The organism is Streptomyces sp. NPDC102437 (genome assembly GCF_044765565.1).
Classification (GTDB): domain Bacteria; phylum Actinomycetota; class Actinomycetes; order Streptomycetales; family Streptomycetaceae; genus Streptomyces.
In genome coordinates, this window is sequence record NZ_JBIWKI010000007.1 from 123,944 (window position 1) to 144,263 (window position 20,320).

At 70.2% G+C, this 20,320-nt stretch carries 1 protein-coding gene; it reads right to left on the reverse strand.

The genetic code is table 11. From position 1 onward, the window contains the following. Positions 1-52: 52 nt before the first annotated feature. A complete protein-coding gene (locus ACIRJP_RS11595; RefSeq protein WP_404171409.1) occupies positions 53-20,245 on the reverse strand; it encodes a glycosyltransferase in 20,193 nt (6,730 codons plus the stop codon). Positions 20,246-20,320 lie beyond the last annotated feature (75 nt).

Below are 20,320 nucleotides of genomic sequence, written 5' to 3' on the forward strand. Positions count from 1 at the left end.
CCCCCTGCGGATCCCCGCCGGCGACGCGTGGCCCAGCGTCCGGCCGTCGGTGTCACGCATCACCTGGAGCCTCCGCGGAGCTGGCCGAAGGAGACCTGACGTCCTTCCGTGGAGTTGGATCGGGGCCCCCGAGCCCGTGGTACATCCGCATGACCTCGGGCGAGAACGGCTTCCCGTACACCAGCCCGGTGAAGACCTCCGCCACGAACTCGCGGGGGTTGCCGGCGGCGTAGGCGCTTACCCCGAGGGCGAGAGCCTGATGGGGTACGGCGTCGCCGCCCTGTCCGCTGCGGCCGGCGAATTGAGTGAAGGCCAGATCATGGTACTGGGCGCGGGCGTTGGCGTAGTGCAGGAAGTGGCCCAGTTCATGCACCATCGTGCCGACGCCGGAGGGGTCGAGCTCGGTGGAGAGGTAGCGGTACCGATGGCCGGCGAGCTTGTTGGTCAGCGGATTGCCGACGACATCGGGCGAGGCGATCACCGCGTTGGGTGCGAGGTACTCGGCGCGCTGTAGCCGGCCCCCGCTCCGCTCGGCGACAACGTCGTTGTGGACTTCCAGGAACCGGCCGTACTTGGGCAGGTGCAGTTCGACATCGGGTACGTGGAAGCCGGCCTCCTGCACTGTGATGACGGCCTTGCGGAAGTTGTCGATCCGAGCGTCGCGGAGGCTGTCCGTGGGGTCCCCGTGGATGGTGACCTGCGTGCCGTGGACGTCCTCGACCACCGGCGTCAGCTTCCCGAGGTGGGAGCCGGTGTCGAGCGCCTCGGTCTGGTCGGCCCGGTCGAGATAGGAGTTGAGTTCCGGGTAGAGCGTGGAGCGGGTCAGGTCGTTGCGGGCGCTGTCCATCAACTCCCGTACACGCTCGGCGGACACACCGGCGTCGACGGTCACCCCACCGGCCGCCGCCTGATCCCGCTTGGCCGCCAACTGCCGGCGCGAGAGCTCATCGGCGGCATCGAGTGCGTCGTCCGACAGAGCGCCGTGGTGGGTGCGGTCGCCGGTGAAGATGTCGTGCGTGGGGTTGTTCGCCGGATCGACCCGGTCCGGCAACCGTCGGCCCGCGAAGTCGCTCACATCGGGATGGATGCGGGTGTACCGGTCGAGAAGTTGTGCCTGGTGCGCCCGCTCGGCGATGCGCTGGTGCAGATCGTCCTGCTCGGACCGGACGTGTGCGGTGAGGCGGTCGACCGCCCCGGCACGGTCGCTGGGGCCGTTCTTGCCCGACTTCCACGCCTCCACGGCATCGAGGATGGCCCCCAGCTGACGCTGGTTGATGTCATGGGCACCAGGCAGCTGCCGGCCTCCGTTCGCCCACTCCTGGACAGCCGTGTCGATGCGCCGCAGGGTGTTGGAGCGCCGCGCCCGCGGAAGCGTAGACAGAGCCCGCCAACTGTCGACGATCTCGCTGTCCCCGGCCCCGCGGCCGTCGGCCCGGGGGGCGTCCGGCGTTGCCGTCGTCGGAGTGTCAGCGGGGTTACCGGGTGAGCGTGACGTGGGCCAGCGGTCAAGGGCCGGGTCGGTGGTGGGGCGGTGGTCGCGCCGGACTGCGGGGTTCTCGCCCGGGGCGGTGAGGGGGTGGTCGTGGAAGACGGTGCTGAGGTCGACCGTGTCCTCGATGGCGGCCAGATAGCGCTCCGGCAGCGGCGCCAGGCGCGCGGTGTCGGCCATCAAGCCATCGGTGTGGACGGCCCCGCTGTCCGCGTTCCGGCGGAAGAGGAAGTCCCGGTCCCGGTACTCGTCGGGCAGGCCCAGGTAGTGCAAGACCTCGTGGATCATCACCGGCAGATACCTGTGGTCCTCGGCGGGCGGTCCGAGGTTCCAGTGCCGCTGGTCGGAGCGACCGGGATTGTCGGACCGGCTCACGATCACATGCTCGGGGTGATCGTCGTCATGGACCAGTCGCAGATCGACATTGAACTGATCACCGGAGCGCGGAAGCGCGTAGCCGACTGCGTTGAAGTGCTCGTCCAGCGCGCCCTGGACGCCTGCCCGGAGGCCGGCCAGATCCTGCTCGGACAAGCCACTGCCGGCCAGGCGGACGGGGAGCGTCACGACATGGTCGCGCACCCATGTGCCGTTGTGGGCCTCGATGCGGGAGACCTCGGCGCGCATCAGGGTCTGCGAGCCGGCCAGCGTGCCGGGAACACGGTGGCGGCTCATGGCGTCGACGGCCGGGTCGAACCTCTCGACATGCAGACGCCCGACATGCCCCGCCGGCACCTCCTTCCGGCGCTCCACCCAGGTCGAGGGGTCGGCGGGGAAAGGCACCTGGCGAGCTGGACGACTCAGCACCTGTGCATCTGACGAGTCGTCGGGAACATGAGGCGGCGCCATGCTGACCGAAGGCCCTGCCGCCGGCTGCTCGGCAACCGGTCCGTCCAGCTGGCGCTCACTTTCCGCGGTGACCCAGTGGATTCCCTGGAAAGCCTCCAGCGTGCGGGGGGAGAACAGCGCTATCGCCTCCTTCCGCTGGAATGTCGGATAGGAGGAACCATCGAACTCGGCAACCCCTTCCGCACCCGCCTTCATGGCGAACCGTTGAAGCGGAGGGAACTTTTCGCCACCGGGGATCCGGTCCTCGATCATGGCGGGGCCACTGATCTGCGGTGCCAGGTTCTTGAGCTCCTCGGCGAACTGCGACGCATCCGCGGAGGACACCTCCATGTGCTTCCGCAGGGCGGCGAAGTTCTTGGGAATCGCGTCCAGGAGCGAGGTGATGAACTCCGATCCCGGTGGCGCGACGATGAGGTGGTTGCCGAGGACGCCCGCTTCCCACCGAAGCCGCGCCGCCAGATCCACTTGCTCGTTCCGGACGGCGGGAGCGTCCACCCCTGCCGTGGCCAGCGCGTCGGCGACGCTGGCCATGTCCCGCACGCGCGGGGCGAGCAGGGGAAGATCCCCCGAACGCATGGTGATCGCTTCCATCGAGGACAGATCCACGGTTCCCGGATGCAGGTCCACGTCGGCGTAGACCCCACCGATCCGCTCAAGGATCAGGTAGCGCGCGATGTCGGAGGCCAGGTTGTAGGCCCCATTCGCCACAGCTGTCTCGTAGACCTCCAGCACTTGCGGCCGGTCCGCCATGCGCAGGGAATCAAGCGAATCCTGGTGGACGGTGACGATCTGCTCAAGACGCGTGCGCACCGGTCCGCTCCACTCGGCGTAGGTCGCGTCGGTCCACAGGTGCTGTTGCCACCTGCCCCCGGCCGATCGTGCCCACGCCTCAAGGTTGTTCAACGCCGCCGCGCTGGGCTCCTCGCCCATCCAGAAGAAGTGAACGTCCTTGGGCACCGGGGTGAGCGTACCGGCGGGCGTTGCGATCTCGGCAACCCGCTCCGCGTAGCGCGATTCGAGCTCACCGCGCAGTACGTGAAGGTTCTGAAGCTCCAATCGGCGCAGCAGGAGTCGGACCCGGGCATCTTGGCCACCCCTCACGGACTCGTCGACGTAGTCCATGAGCGCCTCGCGCCGGTCGGCGTCGAGTGGCGTCCCGTCGTGCGCCAGCAACCGCAGTACGCGTGCGGGCCCGTCGGCCGCCGCCCAGATCCGGACCGTACGACGGGCCGCACGAGCCTCCGCGGCGGTCAGCGACGTTATGGGCGTCCCGGGAACCGGGGCGGCGGACTCGCCCTGGCCCCGGGACCGGGGCGCCTGGAGCAGGGAAGTGGCGGTCAGGGTATCCGGATCTCCGCTCCACAGCCGGGAGATCTCCTCGTTCAATTGGCTGCGCAGCACGTTCCACACCGACTGAGCACGCTCCAACCCGGTGTCGGCTCTGCTCGGCGTTCCGCGCAGCGACTGCCATTTGCTGCCGTTCCCGCCTCCTTCGACGTACACCCGGAGCGGCTTCTCGTCGTGGGTGGCCCGGCGCACCGCTTCGGCGGCGACCGACGCCGAGAAGACCTCGATCCTGGTCAGTTGGTCTTCCCGCGGGCGCTTCGAACCCTCCCCGAAGGCGATCTCCGCAGTCGCCCGGAAGGACTCCCCCGACGAGGGTGAAGCGTGGGGCGCCGGTGGCGCGGGCTCTGTCTGATCGGCCTCCGGGCCGCTCTGCGCCAGGTCGTCGGACATCACCTGCTCCGCACTGTTCTGCGAGGCGGAGTTGAGGGTTTCGAAGATCATGTCCGAGAACGTGGTGGTGGGCGGCACCGCTTCCCCCTGCGTGTCGGGGACGAAGGCCGGGCCGGTTTCGGGTGACTCTCCCGCCACGATCCACGTACCGCGGCGCTGTGCGACGGGGTCCGCGAGCAGGCCCAGCACACCTCTGACGCCGTCGGAGCCGTTCGACGGTCCGACATGGCCGACCTCGGTGTCGGGCGCGTACCAGAGACGTCCCGATACGGCACGTGCCGCGTCCGTCGCCACGCTTCCGCCGTCGCCACTGCGGATCTTCGCCGTCTCGCACGCGACCAGTACGACCGGAGCCGGGGGCTGCGCCGGGTCCCTGAGCGTCTCCATGAAACGCGCGAACCGGGCACCGTCGACGACCAGCGGCTTTTCGCCCACCACATGGAGTTCGATGCCGTTCTCGCTGCCGTGCGCGTCGAAGAACAGAGGCCTGACCGGCTCCTTCGCGTCCCGTACCGGTGCGCCGGTCTGCCAGGGGACCTTGTTGGCCGGGGAGTCCGGGTCGCTGTCGGTGTCGAGTACGGCACCCCCTTCCTCCGTGGGCCGATAGTGCGCGAACAGGGCCTCGTCGGCGCGGTACTTCTTGTAGAAGTCGTTGCGTGGGGCCCAGTCCCGGTCGCTGTGCGAGGCGTATCCGATGACCTCGCCGGTGGCGTCGCGGATGGTGTGAAGGTTCTGGCGTGCTTGTGCGAAGGTGATTTTCCGGCCGTCGTTGCCGACGAGTTCGTCCTTCGGTGTCCCGTTGTCCTGTTCCAGGCGTTGTGGTGCGGGGTCGAGGCCGGTCAGGAGTGTTCCGTTGTTCGGTAGCAGTGCTGTGTCCGAACCGGACCTGCCGCTGCCCCATCGGATGGAGCCCTTGATTGTCCTGACGGTGTCGCCGAGGCGTTTGGCCAGCGTTTGGCTCCGGGCGGGTGCGGACGTGGTCTGGGGGGTTTCCTGGTTCTCGCTCTCTTCGGTCAGCCAGTCCAGGCGGGTCCAGTCCGTCCACTGGTCCGTCCGGACACGGAACTCGGGGGGCGGCCCGAACCTGAGGTTCGGGGTGTGTGTGGTGTCGAGGGACTTGATGTGCTCGTTGAACTGTCGCAGGAGGAATATCGGACCGGTGCTGGCGCCCACGTTCTTCGACTTCATGGCCAGCTCAAGGACACCCCTGGCGTAGGCGTCCTTGTTGTTGATGTCCGGGAGGTTGTCCAGAACCTGCTTCATGAAGCGGCTGCGGGGGTGGGTGACGATGAACTGGTTCCCGAAGCGTCCTTCTTGGTAGGCGACTTCGGCGGCCTGGTGGATGTGGTCCGCGGTCACGGGTGCGTTCTCTTCGAGTCGGAGCAGTTTCCGGACGCTGTTGGGGTCGCGGAGCATGGGTCCGAACATCGGCAGGGTGTCGTCGCCCCTGGGCATCGTGACGCCCTCGGGGCGCAGTACGACCTCTCCGGGGCCCAGGTCCACATCGAGATAGACCCCGCCGTGCTTGTGGAGGAGGGCGTACCTGGCGATGTCGGAGGCCATCGCGAAGCTGTTCTGCTTGCGCGCGGCCTCGTAGAGCTTGGACACCTTGGAGGGCAGCTTCTCCGCGCCGGTGGTCTTGTCCTTTTTGAACAGGTCCTCGACCCGGCCTTGATGAACGGTGCCGGAATCGGCCAGGCCCGTGAGGAACTCCTTGTTGTTGCGCCGGCCGCCCTCGTCCGTCCAGATCGTCAGCTTCCACTGTGCTTCTTCTGCCTTGGCCGCCCATGTCCGGAGGTTGGCGCGGGCACCGTCGGTCAGTTCGCCACCCAGCCAGACGAAGTTGAGTTCCTTGGGGACCACGGCCGACGGACCGAGACCGGCGCCCACGTAGTGGACCGGACCGGCAGGAGACGCATCGCCGGCCGACGCGGTCGCGGTGCTCCGGGACAAAACCGGGCCGGCCGGCTGCTGCGTGATCTCCGAGTCGGCGTTGAGCAGCAGGCCCGGACCTTGACTGTCCGGGAGTTTCGTTCCGTCGCCGGTGTCCTGGTGGGTCTGTTCTTTCTCCCGGGTGAGGAGGGTTTCGAGTGCGGTGGGCTCGCTCGCGGTCACCCACCGGCCCTGGCGCCCGGTCGTCCGGTCCTGGAGAAGGGCCAGCACTCCGGTTGCCCCGCCCGCGGCGGCTCCGGTCGGCGGTCCCACGTGGCCGACCGCGACATCGGGGGCGTACCAGCGGCGTCCGGGCACCGCCCGTGCCGCGTCCCGCACGACGCTTCCACCATCCGTGGAGCGGACGCTCGCTGTGTCACAGGCCACGAGCACCACCGGAGCCGGAGGCTGGTCGGGATCACTCAGGGACTCCATGAAGCGCGCGAACTGCGCACCGTCCACCTCGAGCGGAAGGTCGCCGGCGATGTGGAGCTTGACGCCGTCCTGGGAGCCGTGCGCGTCGAAGAAGACAGGTTCGGGTGTCCGCTGCCCGGCCGGGGCGTTCGTGCCGGTGCGCCAGGGAACCGTGCGGGGCGACGTCTCGTCCTCGGCCACGGGGACGAACTTGCCGTCGTCGGTCGTCCGGTAGGCCTTGAAGGACGTCTCGTCGGCGCGGTACTTCTTGTAGAAGTCGTTGCGTGGGGCCCAGTCCCGGTCGCTGTGCGAGGCGTATCCGATGACCTCGCCGGTGGCGTCGCGGATGGTGTGAAGGTTCTGGCGTGCTTGTGCGAAGGTGATTTTCCGGCCGTCGTTGCCGACGAGTTCGTCCTTCGGTGTCCCGTTGTCCTGTTCCAGGCGTTGTGGTGCGGGGTCGAGGCCGGTCAGGAGTGTTCCGTTGTTCGGTAGCAGTGCTGTGTCCGAACCGGACCTGCCGCTGCCCCATCGGATGGAGCCCTTGATTGTCCTGACGGTGTCGCCGAGGCGTTTGGCCAGCGTTTGGCTCCGGGCGGGTGCGGACGTGGTCTGGGGGGTTTCCTGGTTCTCGCTCTCTTCGGTCAGCCAGTCCAGGCGGGTCCAGTCCGTCCACTGGTCCGTCCGGACACGGAACTCGGGGGGCGGCCCGAACCTGAGGTTCGGGGTGTGTGTGGTGTCGAGGGACTTGATGTGCTCGTTGAACTGTCGCAGGAGGAATATCGGACCGGTGCTGGCGCCCACGTTCTTCGACTTCATGGCCAGCTCAAGGACACCCCTGGCGTAGGCGTCCTTGTTGTTGATGTCCGGGAGGTTGTCCAGAACCTGCTTCATGAAGCGGCTGCGGGGGTGGGTGACGATGAACTGGTTCCCGAAGCGTCCTTCTTGGTAGGCGACTTCGGCGGCCTGGTGGATGTGGTCCGCGGTCACGGGTGCGTTCTCTTCGAGTCGGAGCAGTTTCCGGACGCTGTTGGGGTCGCGGAGCATGGGTCCGAACATCGGCAGGGTGTCGTCGCCCCTGGGCATCGTGACGCCCTCGGGGCGCAGTACGACCTCTCCGGGGCCCAGGTCCACATCGAGATAGACCCCGCCGTGCTTGTGGAGGAGGGCGTACCTGGCGATGTCGGAGGCCATCGCGAAGCTGTTCTGCTTGCGCGCGGCCTCGTAGAGCTTGGACACCTTGGAGGGCAGCTTCTCCGCGCCGGTGGTCTTGTCCTTTTTGAACAGGTCCTCGACCCGGCCTTGATGAACGGTGCCGGAATCGGCCAGGCCCGTGAGGAACTCCTTGTTGTTGCGCCGGCCGCCCTCGTCCGTCCAGATCGTCAGCTTCCACTGTGCTTCTTCTGCCTTGGCCGCCCATGTCCGGAGGTTGGCGCGGGCACCGTCGGTCAGTTCGCCACCCAGCCAGACGAAGTTGAGTTCCTTGGGGACCACGGCCGACGGACCGAGACCGGCGCCCACGTAGTGGACCGGACCGGCAGGAGACGCATCGCCGGCCGACGCGGTCGCGGTGCTCCGGGACAAAACCGGGCCGGCCGGCTGCTGCGTGATCTCCGAGTCGGCGTTGAGCAGCAGGTCGTCCGTCACGAGAGGGACGGCGGGCCGGTACCGGTCGTCCGCCATGTGCAGCACCACGCCCGACCGCGTGTTCCCTCCCGTGCCCGTTCCAGGAGCGCTGAATGTCAGATGGTTCAGGTCCGACAGGACCACGGTCACCGGGACCCCGAGCACACGGGCCGCGAGCAGCGCCGCCAGGTCGCCCGCGGAGTGGTTCCAGCCGGCGTCCTTGCGGTCGCCTATCCGCCCGTCGCCGGACCGCAGCAGTGTCGTACGGGCCAGTTCCAGACGCTGGTCGGGGGTCAGCCCGGCGGCCACCGTGTCCGGGAGACGTCCACGCGAGTCGACGTGTTCGGCGGCCTGCGCCGCGCTGAGCGTGATACCCGCGTCGGTCAGCTCCTGTGGGGTGAACCGCTCCTGCGGATCGATGGCGAGGAACTCCGCGAGTTCGTCGCGGTCCGCCATCAGGCGGTCGGCGAGCCGCTCCCTCAAGTGCTGGACATCAGCGGCGGAAAGGCTCCTGCCCCGCGCGTGCAGCCCCAGCTCGGCGAGGAGCCCCGGATGGGCGCGCTCGACCGCGTCCAGGAGGGACCGGTGGAAACTCGTACCGGCATCGAGGCGCGCGGGTCCGACGGAGGGCGGCTCCACGAGGTGGAGGACGCGGCCGTCCGGCGCCTTCAGTGCGACGGGCCGGCCCTCGGTGTCCTTGCCCTGGGCGATGTACGGGTCGGGGACGGATGTCGCGTCGGCCGGACGGATGTAGCCCTCCGGTTCCGGCGCGGGGTGCCAGGGGGTGACGACGCGGGGGACGCTTCCTTCGGGCCGCGGCTCCAGAACCTGGCGCGTGGACGCGTCCACCGAGTCGAAGTTCGTCTGCACCAGAGCGAGTTCGCGGTAGTCGGCAGTCAACTGTGCGACCGCCCCGTCATACGCCGACCGCGCGTCCCGCAGCTCGGCATCGACCGCGTCGAACCGCCCCGCGGTCACCTCCCGGTCCGGTGTCTTCCGGGCTCGGGCCTCCCGCAGCTGGGCGGCCTCCACGGTGTGCCGGGCGGTCCGTACGGCCTCCAGCGACGACCGGTAGGCGGCGTCCGCGACCCGCAGGCGCTGTGCCCAGCCCGCAGCCTTGGTCTGCTCCCGGCGTACGGCGTCCGTGTCCGGCAGCGGTCCGGCGTCGCCCAGCCAGAACTCCGTGCGGGCGAGGACGTCCTGCCGTGTGACCGGGTGCGGCAGTCCGGTGAGCCCGGCGGCCGGGCCCGCGTGGGGCACCGTGGCTTCGAGGGCTTCGAGGGCTTCGAGGGCTTCGGCGAGCGGGGGGTAGCCGGCGACCATGACGGGAACATCGTCGACGGCCGCGGCCGCGGCCGGTTCGCTCCAGGTGACCGGCGGCGTACCGGAGGGACGGGGGCCGGTGATCGTGTAGTGCTCGACCGCCTTCCAGGCGGCCTCGGAGGCACCGGCGAGGCGCTGCTCTGCGGTCGCGAGGTCGCGACGATGGTTGACCAGGTCCTGCTGGGCTTCGGCGTACCGTGAGCGGGCCGTGGCGAGCCGCTCCCGCGCCGTGGCCACGTCCGTGCCGGTGGGAGTCGGCGTCTCCAGGAGGCGCCGGAGCTCCGTCCGGAGGGAGGAGGCCTCGCCGTCGAGTGCGCGCAGGCGCCGCTCGGCCGTCTCGGCCTTCTCGGCGGCCTCGATGTACTTCTTGGTCTGCTCCTTGACGGTGACCGCGGCGGCCTCGACCTCGGGTGGCAGCAGTCCGTGCTCCCGGGCGACGTCGAAGGACACCCACATCGTCACCCCGTCCTGCACCGTGTGCTCGACGGTGACCGGCGGCCGGGACCCGGACCTGAGGACGGACGGGACGACCGGAAGGTCCGCGATGCGGTGCGATGCCTTCGCCGTCTGGAGTACGCGCAGGGGTGCCTGGACGAGTACGGCGCCGCCGGCGAAGGGCTTGAGCGTGGTCAGCGCGGAGGTCCGGCGGTCGGCGGCACCGCCTGCCGCGTCGGAGTCCGCCCAGCCCGGCACGGCGGCAGTGGTCTGGACCAGGGGCTGCGTCTGGAAGCCCGGTCCCGCGGTCATTGCCGGCATGTGCGCTTCGGTGGTGTCACCCGTGTAGGTGTCGTTGTCCATGGTCCGGCGGCTGCCGCCGAGCCCCGCTTGCGGGTCCACCGCCAGCAGACGGGCCCCGGACAGATCAACGTCCGCGGAGATCTTCAGGTTCGCGTCCGACCCGCCGATCGTCGACGTGGTGTCGTGCAGTGTGATGGTCAGGCTGTCGCGGACCATCTGCGGCAGGTAGGCGCTCAGCACCTCGGTGCTGATGGCCCCCTTGAGGGCTTCACCGGCTGCGGTGCCGGGCCGCGTCAGCTCCGTCCTGCGCACATAGCGGCCATTGCCGCCCGCGGGCATGGCCGTCGCGGTGTCGCTCGTGGCGCCGCGTCCCTTGACGGCGAGGTCGACGGCGTACGCCGCGGCGTCCCGGAGAACGGTGATGCCGCCCACAGTGGTGACGACGACGCTCTCCGGACCGGCCGCGAACAGCTTCCTGCCCGCCGCGTTGCGCTCCCGCAGTGCCACGGCCTGCTGCTGGTCCGGGGGAAGCAGTACTGGGCGCGCGGCTTCCCGGGGTGTGCGTGCCACCGACGGTCCGGTCCGCGGTTCAGTGGTCCGCTGTTCGGTCGTCCGAGGTCGGGCGAGGCTCAGGGGCAGCACCACCTCGGCGTCACCGACGGGGTACGTGTCACTCACCACTGTTCCGTCGGGCAGCTCCAGGGTGAAGGTGACGTCGAACCCCGTCCGACCGGTCACCACGGGGCCCTCGAAGGCGACTTGGGCGCTGACGGCGTCGGTGACCGCGTGTGCCAGGGAGGACGAACGGGTGGATCCGACCCGGTCGTCGAGGGTGAAGCCGCCGCTCCGGAGACCCGGTTGGCCCAGGACGGTGGGCACCTCGCCGAGCCGGTAACCGGCCTCGTACCCGCGCGCCAGCTTCTCCGTGACTGTCTCCGCCGTGGACGTGGGCCGGGTGATCGTGGGCTTCACGTCGTGGCGCAGCGCACCGGCGGTGAAACCGGACCGTTCCAGGGTCACTGTGAGACTGGCGTCCTTGGCAGGCCCGATCTTGTTCCGGGCCAGCCGCAGGGAGGTGCCGCCGTTCTCCATGCCCGTCTGGAGGGCGCGCATACCGGACGGCGACAAAGTGGTCATCTGCCGCGCCAGGCCGCCGAGCTGGTCGGCCAGCAGACTCCTGGGCCCGAGCCAGCTCTTGTGCTTGGGCAGGGTTTCCAGCAGGCGGTTGGTGAAAGCGCTGATCGCCGGTGCCATGTCGAGGCGGCCGACCGTGAGCGTGGCATGAGCGGCCGCATCCACGGCGGTGTAGAGCTGCGGGGGCGGCGCAGCGGTGAGACCGTCGTCGAAGAGACCGGCCTTCCTTGCCTCGGCGAGCGGCAACCATACGAGCAGACCGTCGGGGATCTCCACGATCCGGCCCTGGGGCGGCCGTCCACGCATCAGTTCCATGGGCGCCTGGAGCAGACCGGACGGCTGGGAGCGGGCCGCGAGGTGCCAGGCCACATCGGCGCTGACCAGGACCATCGGTCCGGTGCACTGAACCGTGTGAGCCGGGTTCGCCGAGAAGGTCTCGGCGGTGGTAGCGGTGCTGGTGCGCTGGTACGGCGACGCGGCGAGACCGTAGGTGCCGGCGGTCTGGAACGCGTCGGTGTGCTTGGCCCGGAAGGCGAGCAGGGACGAGATGGTGTGACTGCGGACGTGGGCGACCGAGTGCCCCGCCCCGCTGGTTCCGGAGCCGATGTTGGAGAGGGCCAGGTCCCTGGAGTCGACGACGGCGAGCACGCGCGTCCCGCGCACCTGGGGCCAGGCGCTCACCGACGCGGTGATGTCGGTGACGGCCGTCCGCCCGAACAGGTCGCTGACGTGCTTGCCCGTCTGCGCCGCGTCGCTGAAGTCCGCTTCGTTGCGGCCGACTGCGAACGCCTCGGCCAGGGCGCCGGAGGCGGGGGTCCCGTCGGTGCCGTAGATCCAGGACTTGCCGGAGACGGAGGCGAGCAGTTCCTTGAGGTGGTGCAGCACGACCTCGGGCGAGGTGACGCCCTGCACGGAGTGCAGGCCGTCGAAGAGCGCGTGGGGCGTCCAGTCATCCGTGGAGACGGGTTTCCCGGAGGAGAGCAGTTCGGCCATGGCCCGGTCCATCGGCACGGGCACGGGCGCCGGGACGGTCTCCGGCCGGTTGACCGGCAGGACGGAGGGGACGGACAGCGACGCGGGTACGGCGAGGGTGACACGGCCGGTGACGGGGGCCTGGGCGGCCTGTCCGCCGGCCTGCCCGGAGGTCAGGACATCGACGCTCCCGGCCGCCTGCTTCACGAACCACCGGGTACTGAGCAGCTCGCCGGTCATGGTCCGTGCGATCTGGCGCGGCCGGGTGAAACTGGTGGCCTCCGCCGCGAAGGTCAGGTTGTACGACCACAGGTGCTGCGACCCGGAACTGGTGATGCCGCCGTCCGGGGTCAGCGTCGGACCGTACGTCATGCCGTAGGCGGTCTGCCTGCCGTACCGGTAGCCGATGCTGCCGGTGCCCCCGAAGCGCTCGATCCCGGTCAGTCCCACGTCGACGCCGACCGACCAGCCGTGAGTACGTGTGGTCGCGCTGTCCGCGCGGCGGGTCGACAGGACGTTGTTGGCAAGACCCAGGTCGTGGTGGGTGCCCACGAACCGGCGATCCGTCGCCTCGGCGCGCACAGTGAGCACGACGTACCGCTTGTTGACGGAGTCGAGCTGCTCCAGCTGGATGCGCAGTCCGGTGCTTGTCAGGCGGTCGAGCGAGCCCTCCAGCACCGTACGGGAGAGCGCCTGGCGCAGCAGATGGGTGTTGCGCACCGCGTTGTTGTACGTCCGGTCGCTGCCGCCGTTGCGGTCGCCGGTGACCGCGGTGTCCGCCCGGGGCGGAAGCACCAGGTCGGGGTAGGCGTGGTGCAGGCCGGCCCGGAGGCGGTCGACCAGTTCGTCCGTCAGGGATGTCTGGGGCGGGACCGACTGCGAGTCGCGGGTCGCCGTGAGGTCCAGGACCGCGTGCAGGCCGAACGTCGCCGGGTTCGACAGCGACAGGTACGCGGGGGCGGGGGGCGCTTCGGCGTCCGGGACGGGCGCGGTGCCGTCGTCCCAGCCGGCCAGTCTGCGTGCGTCGGCCCGCGGCAGCTGCACGGTGGCGGTGAGGAAGGCACCTGCCTCGTTCGGATCGTTCCGGTCGACCCGACCGGTCGGGTCGACCGGAACGGGCGATTCCCATACGCCGCCCTGCCTGCGCAGCTCCACACGGAAGCGGACGTCGTAGAGCCCCGAGTGACCACGGCTGTTGAGCGTCCGCACGGACTCGGCCGTGTTGCCGCTGTAGCTGCTCTCCGCGCGCTGGGTCGTCAGGCCCGCCGATCCCGCGACCTGGAGGTTCAAGGTGCCCGCGGGCTGGAGCAGCGCGAGCTGAGGGCCGGCGGAGATCCCGATCCCGGCGCCCTGGGTGTTCTTCTTCTCCGTGGTGGCGGTGGAGCGCTGTGCGTCGGCCTTCTTGACCTCGGTCTTGTCGGATGCCTGGAGCAGCGTGGCATCGACAGGGATCAGCCGGAGTTCGACGGAGCCCAGTGACCGGTTGCCCAGACCGGCGAAGAGCGGGGCGCTGACCACCGTCTCCCCGGAACTCTGCGCGATCATGGTGCGCAGGCTCTCCTCGCCGAACAGATCGGCCAGTTGGTGGCGGAGGAAGCTCCCCGGGGCCGCCTCGGGAAAGTTCCTGAGGGCCCAGTCCAGCAGCCGGGTCTCCGTGGTGACGCCCAGCGGCGCGAGCAGGTGCGGCCGGGCGCCGGGCGCGAACACGAACGCGGTGGGCAGCCGGTCCGGGATCGCCGGGTCGGTGACGCTGTCCGGGACCCGCCAGGTGACTCCGTCCCGGATGCGGTAGCGCCTCTGTTCGGCGGTGCCGGCCCGCTGCTGGTCCGCGGGCCGCTCACGGCCCTTCTTGTCCCAGACGTGCGAGGACTCGACGACGATGTGCAGGTCGCTCACATGCAGATGACTGCCGCCCTTGCCGACCGCGGTCACACTGCTCTGGGCGCGGCTCTCCTGGGTGTACGTGTAGCCGGCCTCCATGCGCCGCGCGGTGAGGGACACCGACCCGAGCGCGCCGAAGGTCCCCGCGGAGGGACCGAGCGGGACCGCCACTCCGAAGGCGCGGGAGGTGCCCAGCGACTTGGTCTCCGTCGCTCCGGGGCGGGTGCGGAGTTCGGTCTCGATCTTGACGGGGGCGTCGGCGGCCTTGGTCCCGTCGGTCTTCGTCGCGTCCTTCTTCGACTCGTCGGTCCTGGACGCGTCGGTTTCGGCCGTGTCGGTCCTGGGCGCCTCTGCCTGCGGCTCCTGCGCCTTCGGCGTGGTCGAACTGCCCTCGTTCCGGTTGTTGCCGTCCTTGCTCGGTGCGGACTCGGCCACGTCGTCCGGGGTGGCCAACGCCGATGGCTCGGCATGGCGACGCCAGTTCCCGTAGCTCTCCACCGCGAGGGAGATCTCCCGGTGGCCGCCGTCCACGGTCGGCAGGACGAAGGTCCGGGGACTGAGCAGCGTATGCGGACTCTGGGTGAGCACACGCTTCAACTCGTCGAGCCCGTCGGGGCGCAGACGCCATTGCGTCGCGACGGAATCAGCCAGCAGGTCGACACCCCGGATGGTGATCCGTCCGTGCCCGTGGCCCTTCATCGACTTCGGCAGCATCGCGTTGTCGTCGAACGTGACGAACCGACCGGACCCCTCCTGCGGGAGCGGATCCACACCGTGGCTCAGCAGCGGAGGGGCGAGAGCTGTCGTCTCCACCTTCACGCCCGGGTTCTCGATCCGGCGGAACACCTCGTCGCGGAGGGCCTCCTCGGTCGTCAGGTCCGGACGGTCGCGGCGTGCCCGGTACATCCGCTGCTCGTACTCGTCCGCCGAGAGGGCGCTCAGGGCCTTGTCGCGGGCCGAGGGCTGCCGCACGCCCGACGAGCCGGCCGGTGCGGAGCCGTCACCGCCAGGACCGCCCGGCGGCTCCTCGTTCGCCTTCGCCGGCCCTTCGGAGCCCCTGGGGACGGAGGCCACGGAATCGGCGTCGTCGTTGCCCGGCCTCTTACCGGACGGCACGTCCGCATCACGGTCGACATCGTGATCGGTCTTGTCGTCGGACTTGAGTCCGGACGTGGCGTCAGCCTTCTGGCCGGACGTGTCATCGGATGTGAGAGCAACGTCGTTGTGCGATTCGGATTCCGAAGCGGTCCGCGGGTCGGTGAGGGACTGGGTGTCCTCCTCGGTCTGCGTACGTACCCGACGGGTGGCCGGCGACGGCAGGTCGTCCCGCTCCCGCGAGGGAAGGCTCTCACCGCCCTTCTCCCCGGACACCGGCGCATCGTCCAGCTGCCGCGGAGCCTCCATCAGCTGCTCGCCCGGCTGCACCGGAGCGCGCCGGTCCGGCTCGGAGCCGGCCGGCCGCGGGGTCTTCGCCGAGTTGCCGGCCCCCTCGTCGACGTTCGTGCGGGAGGCCGGATTGCGCGTGGTCGCCGACGGTCCTGCGTTCGAGGGGCCCGACGTGCCCGCCGGATCCGGGTCCTGGACGTCCGTGCTCTTCTCCGGTACGGCGTCGTCCCCCTTGGGGGTACCGGGCCCGTCGCCGGGTGCGACCAGGTTCCGCAGGCGTTCCACCAGTGTCCGGGCGTCATGGGCGGCCTGTCGACGTATCTCTTCGGGCAGCTTGTCGAGCGAGCGGTCGATACGACGGTCGAGGTCCCGCAGCCGGTCCGGAGCGCGCAGTTCCCGCTCCAGGCGCTCCTGCCCCTCACGCCTCAGCTCCGCCGTCTCCGCGTCGTAGCCGTCGAGGATCCGGTCGATGGCCTGCGGGTCGTCCGCCGCCTCGGCCAGCCTGTTCTGCCATGCGGCACGGCGCTCGGTGCTGCGCTGCGCCCCCTCGGGGTCGCCGTCCGCGATGGTCTTCAGACGACGGTCACGCTCCAGCTGCGCCATCCGGTCGAGCTGCTCCCGCTCGACAGCCTGCCTGGCCGTCTCGTCCTCGGCGTTCGCGTGCCGCTCTTCCCACTGCTGCCGCTCCTCGCGCGACATCCCGGTGTCGTCCGTGCCCTCGCGCAGCCGGTCGAGCCGCTCCTCCAGAATCCGGTCGTTCTCCGCCCGGGAGTCCCCGGACCGGTCCCGGGCGGGGGTGCCGTCGCCGGGACCGTCCTGCGGCGGGGGCAGCGGCTGTGAGGACTCCTGCTGGTTGCCGCTCTCACGCAGTGAGTCCAGCCTCGCCCGGTAGGAAGCCAGTTCGGCTTCCCTGCCGAGGGTGACCGTACGGCGTTCGTACAGTGCGTCGAGGTCGCTTCCCCGTCCCGGTCCTTCGAACCGGCTCTTCCAGGTGGCCAGCTCCCGCTCGGATGCTCCGAGATCCCGCAAGGTCGCGAGCCGTCGTGACGTCTCCAGTTCGGCGTCGTAGCCGGCCTGCACCCTGCGCAGATCCTCGGGGGTCGCCGCCTGTTCCCGGCGGTCCTCCCATTCGAGGAACCGCTCGCGGTCCATGCCCGCTTCTTCGGCGTCGGCCCGCCGGCTGTCGGCGAGTTGCTTCCGGAGCGCCTCGGGGGTGCTGTCAACGCGTGCGCTCAGTTCGGACCCGAGGGTGCCGAGCCGGTTCTCGAACTCGTCCAGCAGCTGGGTCGTGCGACGCGGATCGCCGCCGAGGACCGACTGCTCGATGTCGAGGGCATGGCGCAGCCACTCCGTACGGCGCATGCCCAGCTGCGCGGCCCGTGCCTCGTATCCGCCGTCCATATGACGTCGGAACTGCTGGAGGCGTTCACCGAGACCGTGCTCGGCGACGAGGTCGCCGAGTTCCCGCAGTCCGTCCGCCGCATCGGCGTGCCTGCCCGCCCGGACGTCGTCCCGGATGCGCTCGCCCAGCCGCCGCCGTGTCTCCCTGTCGACGCCCACCCGCCGCGCATCCGACAGCAGGGCGTCGGTCTCCCGTTCCACGTCCCTGGCCAGTCTGCGCTGCTCGGCGCGGGCCGGGCCCTCGGGCACGACGGGCAGCTGCTCCAGCCGGGTCACCGGGTCGTCGGTGACGCCGCCCAGTTCGTCGAGGCGCGTGATCAGCGCATCGACATCGCCGTCGTTGTGCACGTCGAAGCCGTCGCGGAAGGGCAGTTCGTCCTGCGACTCCGTGCGGAGAGGATTCGGCGGGTCATCCGTGGCCGCCCCCGTCCCGTCGTTCTCGCTTTCGGTCCGCTCCGTCTCCGCCCGGCTCCCGGCCGGGGGCTCGGAGCCGGGCGGGGCATCGGGAACGTCCGGGAACACGAGGTCCGGCTCGTCCCCCGCGAAGGGCCCGGCACCGGGTTCGTTCCGCGGGATCTCGGGGAACAGCGCGTCGAGCCCGTCCGGGGACGGGGACGGGCCCGCGGGTGTCTGCTGACGGGATCCGCCGGGGGAGACGCCAGCACCCGGGGCCGTGGACACGTTCGGTACGGGGCGCGGCGGCGCCGCGGGGCCGCCCGCACCGTTGTATGGGAGGGCTCCGTCGTTCTTGAGGTCCGTCGTCCCGTCGGTGCCCTCCTCCTCCAGGGCCGCGCGGTACTGCTTACGGAGTTCGTCCACCCGTGCGGGGCCGGCGAGGCGGTCCGAGCCGCTTTCCCGCAGTTTTGCCATCCGTGCTGCGAGGTCGGAGTCCGTGTCGTCGAAGTTCTGTCGCCCGGTGATTCGGTCCAGGCGTTCCTGGAGGGGATCGTGGTTGTTCGTGGTCCGGTTTCCCGGCCCGGAGTCGTGTGTCCGGCTGGACGATGGCACGCCCGATCCGTCGTCGGACGTCCGCGGAAGGTCGTTGCGCGGTACCTCGGGCAGGTCCGCCAGGAGCCGCTCCGCCTCCGGCGACAGCACCGTGCCCGGCACGGTGTCGGGTACGTCCGGGAGGCCCTCCAGAATCGTGTTCACGTCCCGGAGATCCGGCGTCACGTTCTCGGGTGCCTGCTCCGGGGAGGGCAGCGTCTCGGGTACGTCCGGGAGGCCGTTCAGCAGGAGGTCCAGCTCAGGTACCGAGTCCGGCGGCGCGACGGGTTCGGGCGTGCGGGAGCCGGTGGTCGAATCCCCGGAGTCGTCCGCGGCGTTGGGGTTGTTCGTGCGGTCCGTGAAGTTGCCGTCGTCCGTGAAGCTCGTGGAGTTGCTGTTGTTCGTGAGGTTCGTGTCGTTCGAACTGGTGGCGAAGGAGGGGGCGGACGCCTCGGTCAGGTCGTACGGTGCGGCGTTCCCGTCGTCTTCGCTCGAGTACAGCGTCCGGCTGTCCGAGAAGTCGTCCACGTCCAGGTAGTACAGGCTCTCGCTGTCCGATGCGTTGTCGTCGCCGCTCCGCGGCGAGACGCTGTCCGAACCGGAGTCGGAGGCCGAACCGGTGAGCGTGCGGTTGTCGGCTTCGTTCCTCGCTCCGGAGCCGTCGCGCACCGTCGTGTTCGACTCGGTGCTCGGCCGGGGCGCGGTGGACGGTGGGGTGGGCGAGTCGGACGAGAAGACCGGAGGGCGCGGCGGCGGAGCGGCCGGGGGGCCCTGGACCGCGTGGTGCAGGGCCTGGAAGCCGTGGGCCACTCCCCGGCCCATGATGCCGCCCGCCGCGCCCGCGGCCGCCGTCCAGCCGCTGACCGTGAACTTGTGCTCGGGCCCGAAGATCAGGTTGTACATGCCCTCGGTGACCACGGCGTGACCTGATTCGCCGGCGATCTCGCCGACGAAGTTGCCGATCCGGAAGCCGAGGTTTCCCTCGATGTTCCTGCTGATGGTCTGTACGAACGAGCCGGGAAGATCGTGCGAGAGGGCACGCACCCCGCCCTCCCCGAGGTCCTTCACGTACGGCTTGAGCGCGTCGTCCAGCGAGTGGGTCAGCCCCTGCCAGTCGGCCTTGCCGCCCCAGTTCTTGACCAGCGCCTCACCGTATTCACGGCCCAGGTTCCGGGCGGTCTCGTTGCCGAGCGAGTCCCCGAGGTTCTTCTCGAAGGCGTTCGCGAAGTCCTTGACGACCTCCCGGCCGACCGCACCGGCGGCCGCGCCCCTCGCGCCGTCCGCCCCCACATGGTTCAGGGATTCGTTGGTCCGGCCCATGATGTTGCCCAGGCGCTCGCCGAGCTTGCGGGCGGACTCCTCCGAGATCGTCTGGCCCGCGGCATCCGCTCCGGCCCTTGCGCCGGCCCCGGCCGCGCCGTCGCCCGCGGCGCCTGCGCCCTTGCCCGCGCCTGCTCCCGCACTGCCTGCGCCCTTGCCCGCGGCACCGGCCCCGGCGCCTGCGCCCTTGCCCGCGGCACCGGCCCCGGCGCCTGCGCCCTTGCCCGCGGCACCGGCACCCGCGCCTGCGCCCTTGCCCGCGCCTGCTCCCGCGCTGCCCGCTCCCTTGCCGAGACCGCCCGCGGCCTTGCCCGCACCGCCTGCGGCACCCCCCGCTCCCTTGCCGCCCCCGGCCAGCCCCTTGCCCAGTACGTTCGCCGCGTCATTGCCGAGGATCTTGCCGAGCCCCTTGCCGCCCAGGTTGCCGAGCAGCTTGCCGAGCCCGCCGCCCAGCAGTGCGAACGGCCCGCCGAGCACACCGCCGATGGCGGCGAACTTCGCGGCGTCCGCGGTGAAGTCCTTGTTCCACTCCGTACGGTCGCCGCGGCCGATCTGGGTGAGCTGGAGGATGGAGTCGAGCAGCAGGCCGCCGACGAGGCCGGTGATGGTCTGCATGATGATCTGGGCCAGCAGGAACTTGAGGATCAGCACGGCCATGGAGCGGAACGCGGCGATCGCGGCGGCCGCCCAGATCTCGGACAGCCCCGCGGTCACCGGCATCAGCGCCTGGGCCAGGGCTATCTGCACGACGAGCAGGGCAAGTTGGCCGAAGATCATCCACTTGGTGTACTCGATGTCGGCCGCGGTCTTGTGGGCGTTCTTCGACAGCTTGATGGCGTCCTCGTAGGCCCGTTCGAGGATGCTCTCGTTGCCGTTCGTCCTCTCGACGAACTGCCGGGCGTACGTAACGAACCGCGTCGCGGTCTCGCCCTCGAAGTCCTCGTCGACGCGGACGACGACCTGCCGCAGAAGCTCCTCCACCTCACGGAACTTCTCGGCCATCTGGCGATACTCGTCACTGACCACCCGCAGGGTGTCCTCGTTCGCCTGCGGGAAGGGCATGCCGGTCAGAGTCTTGAGGAGGGTCGCCCATCCCCCGGAAACCTCAATCGCCATCGTGTGGTGCCGCGTCTTCGG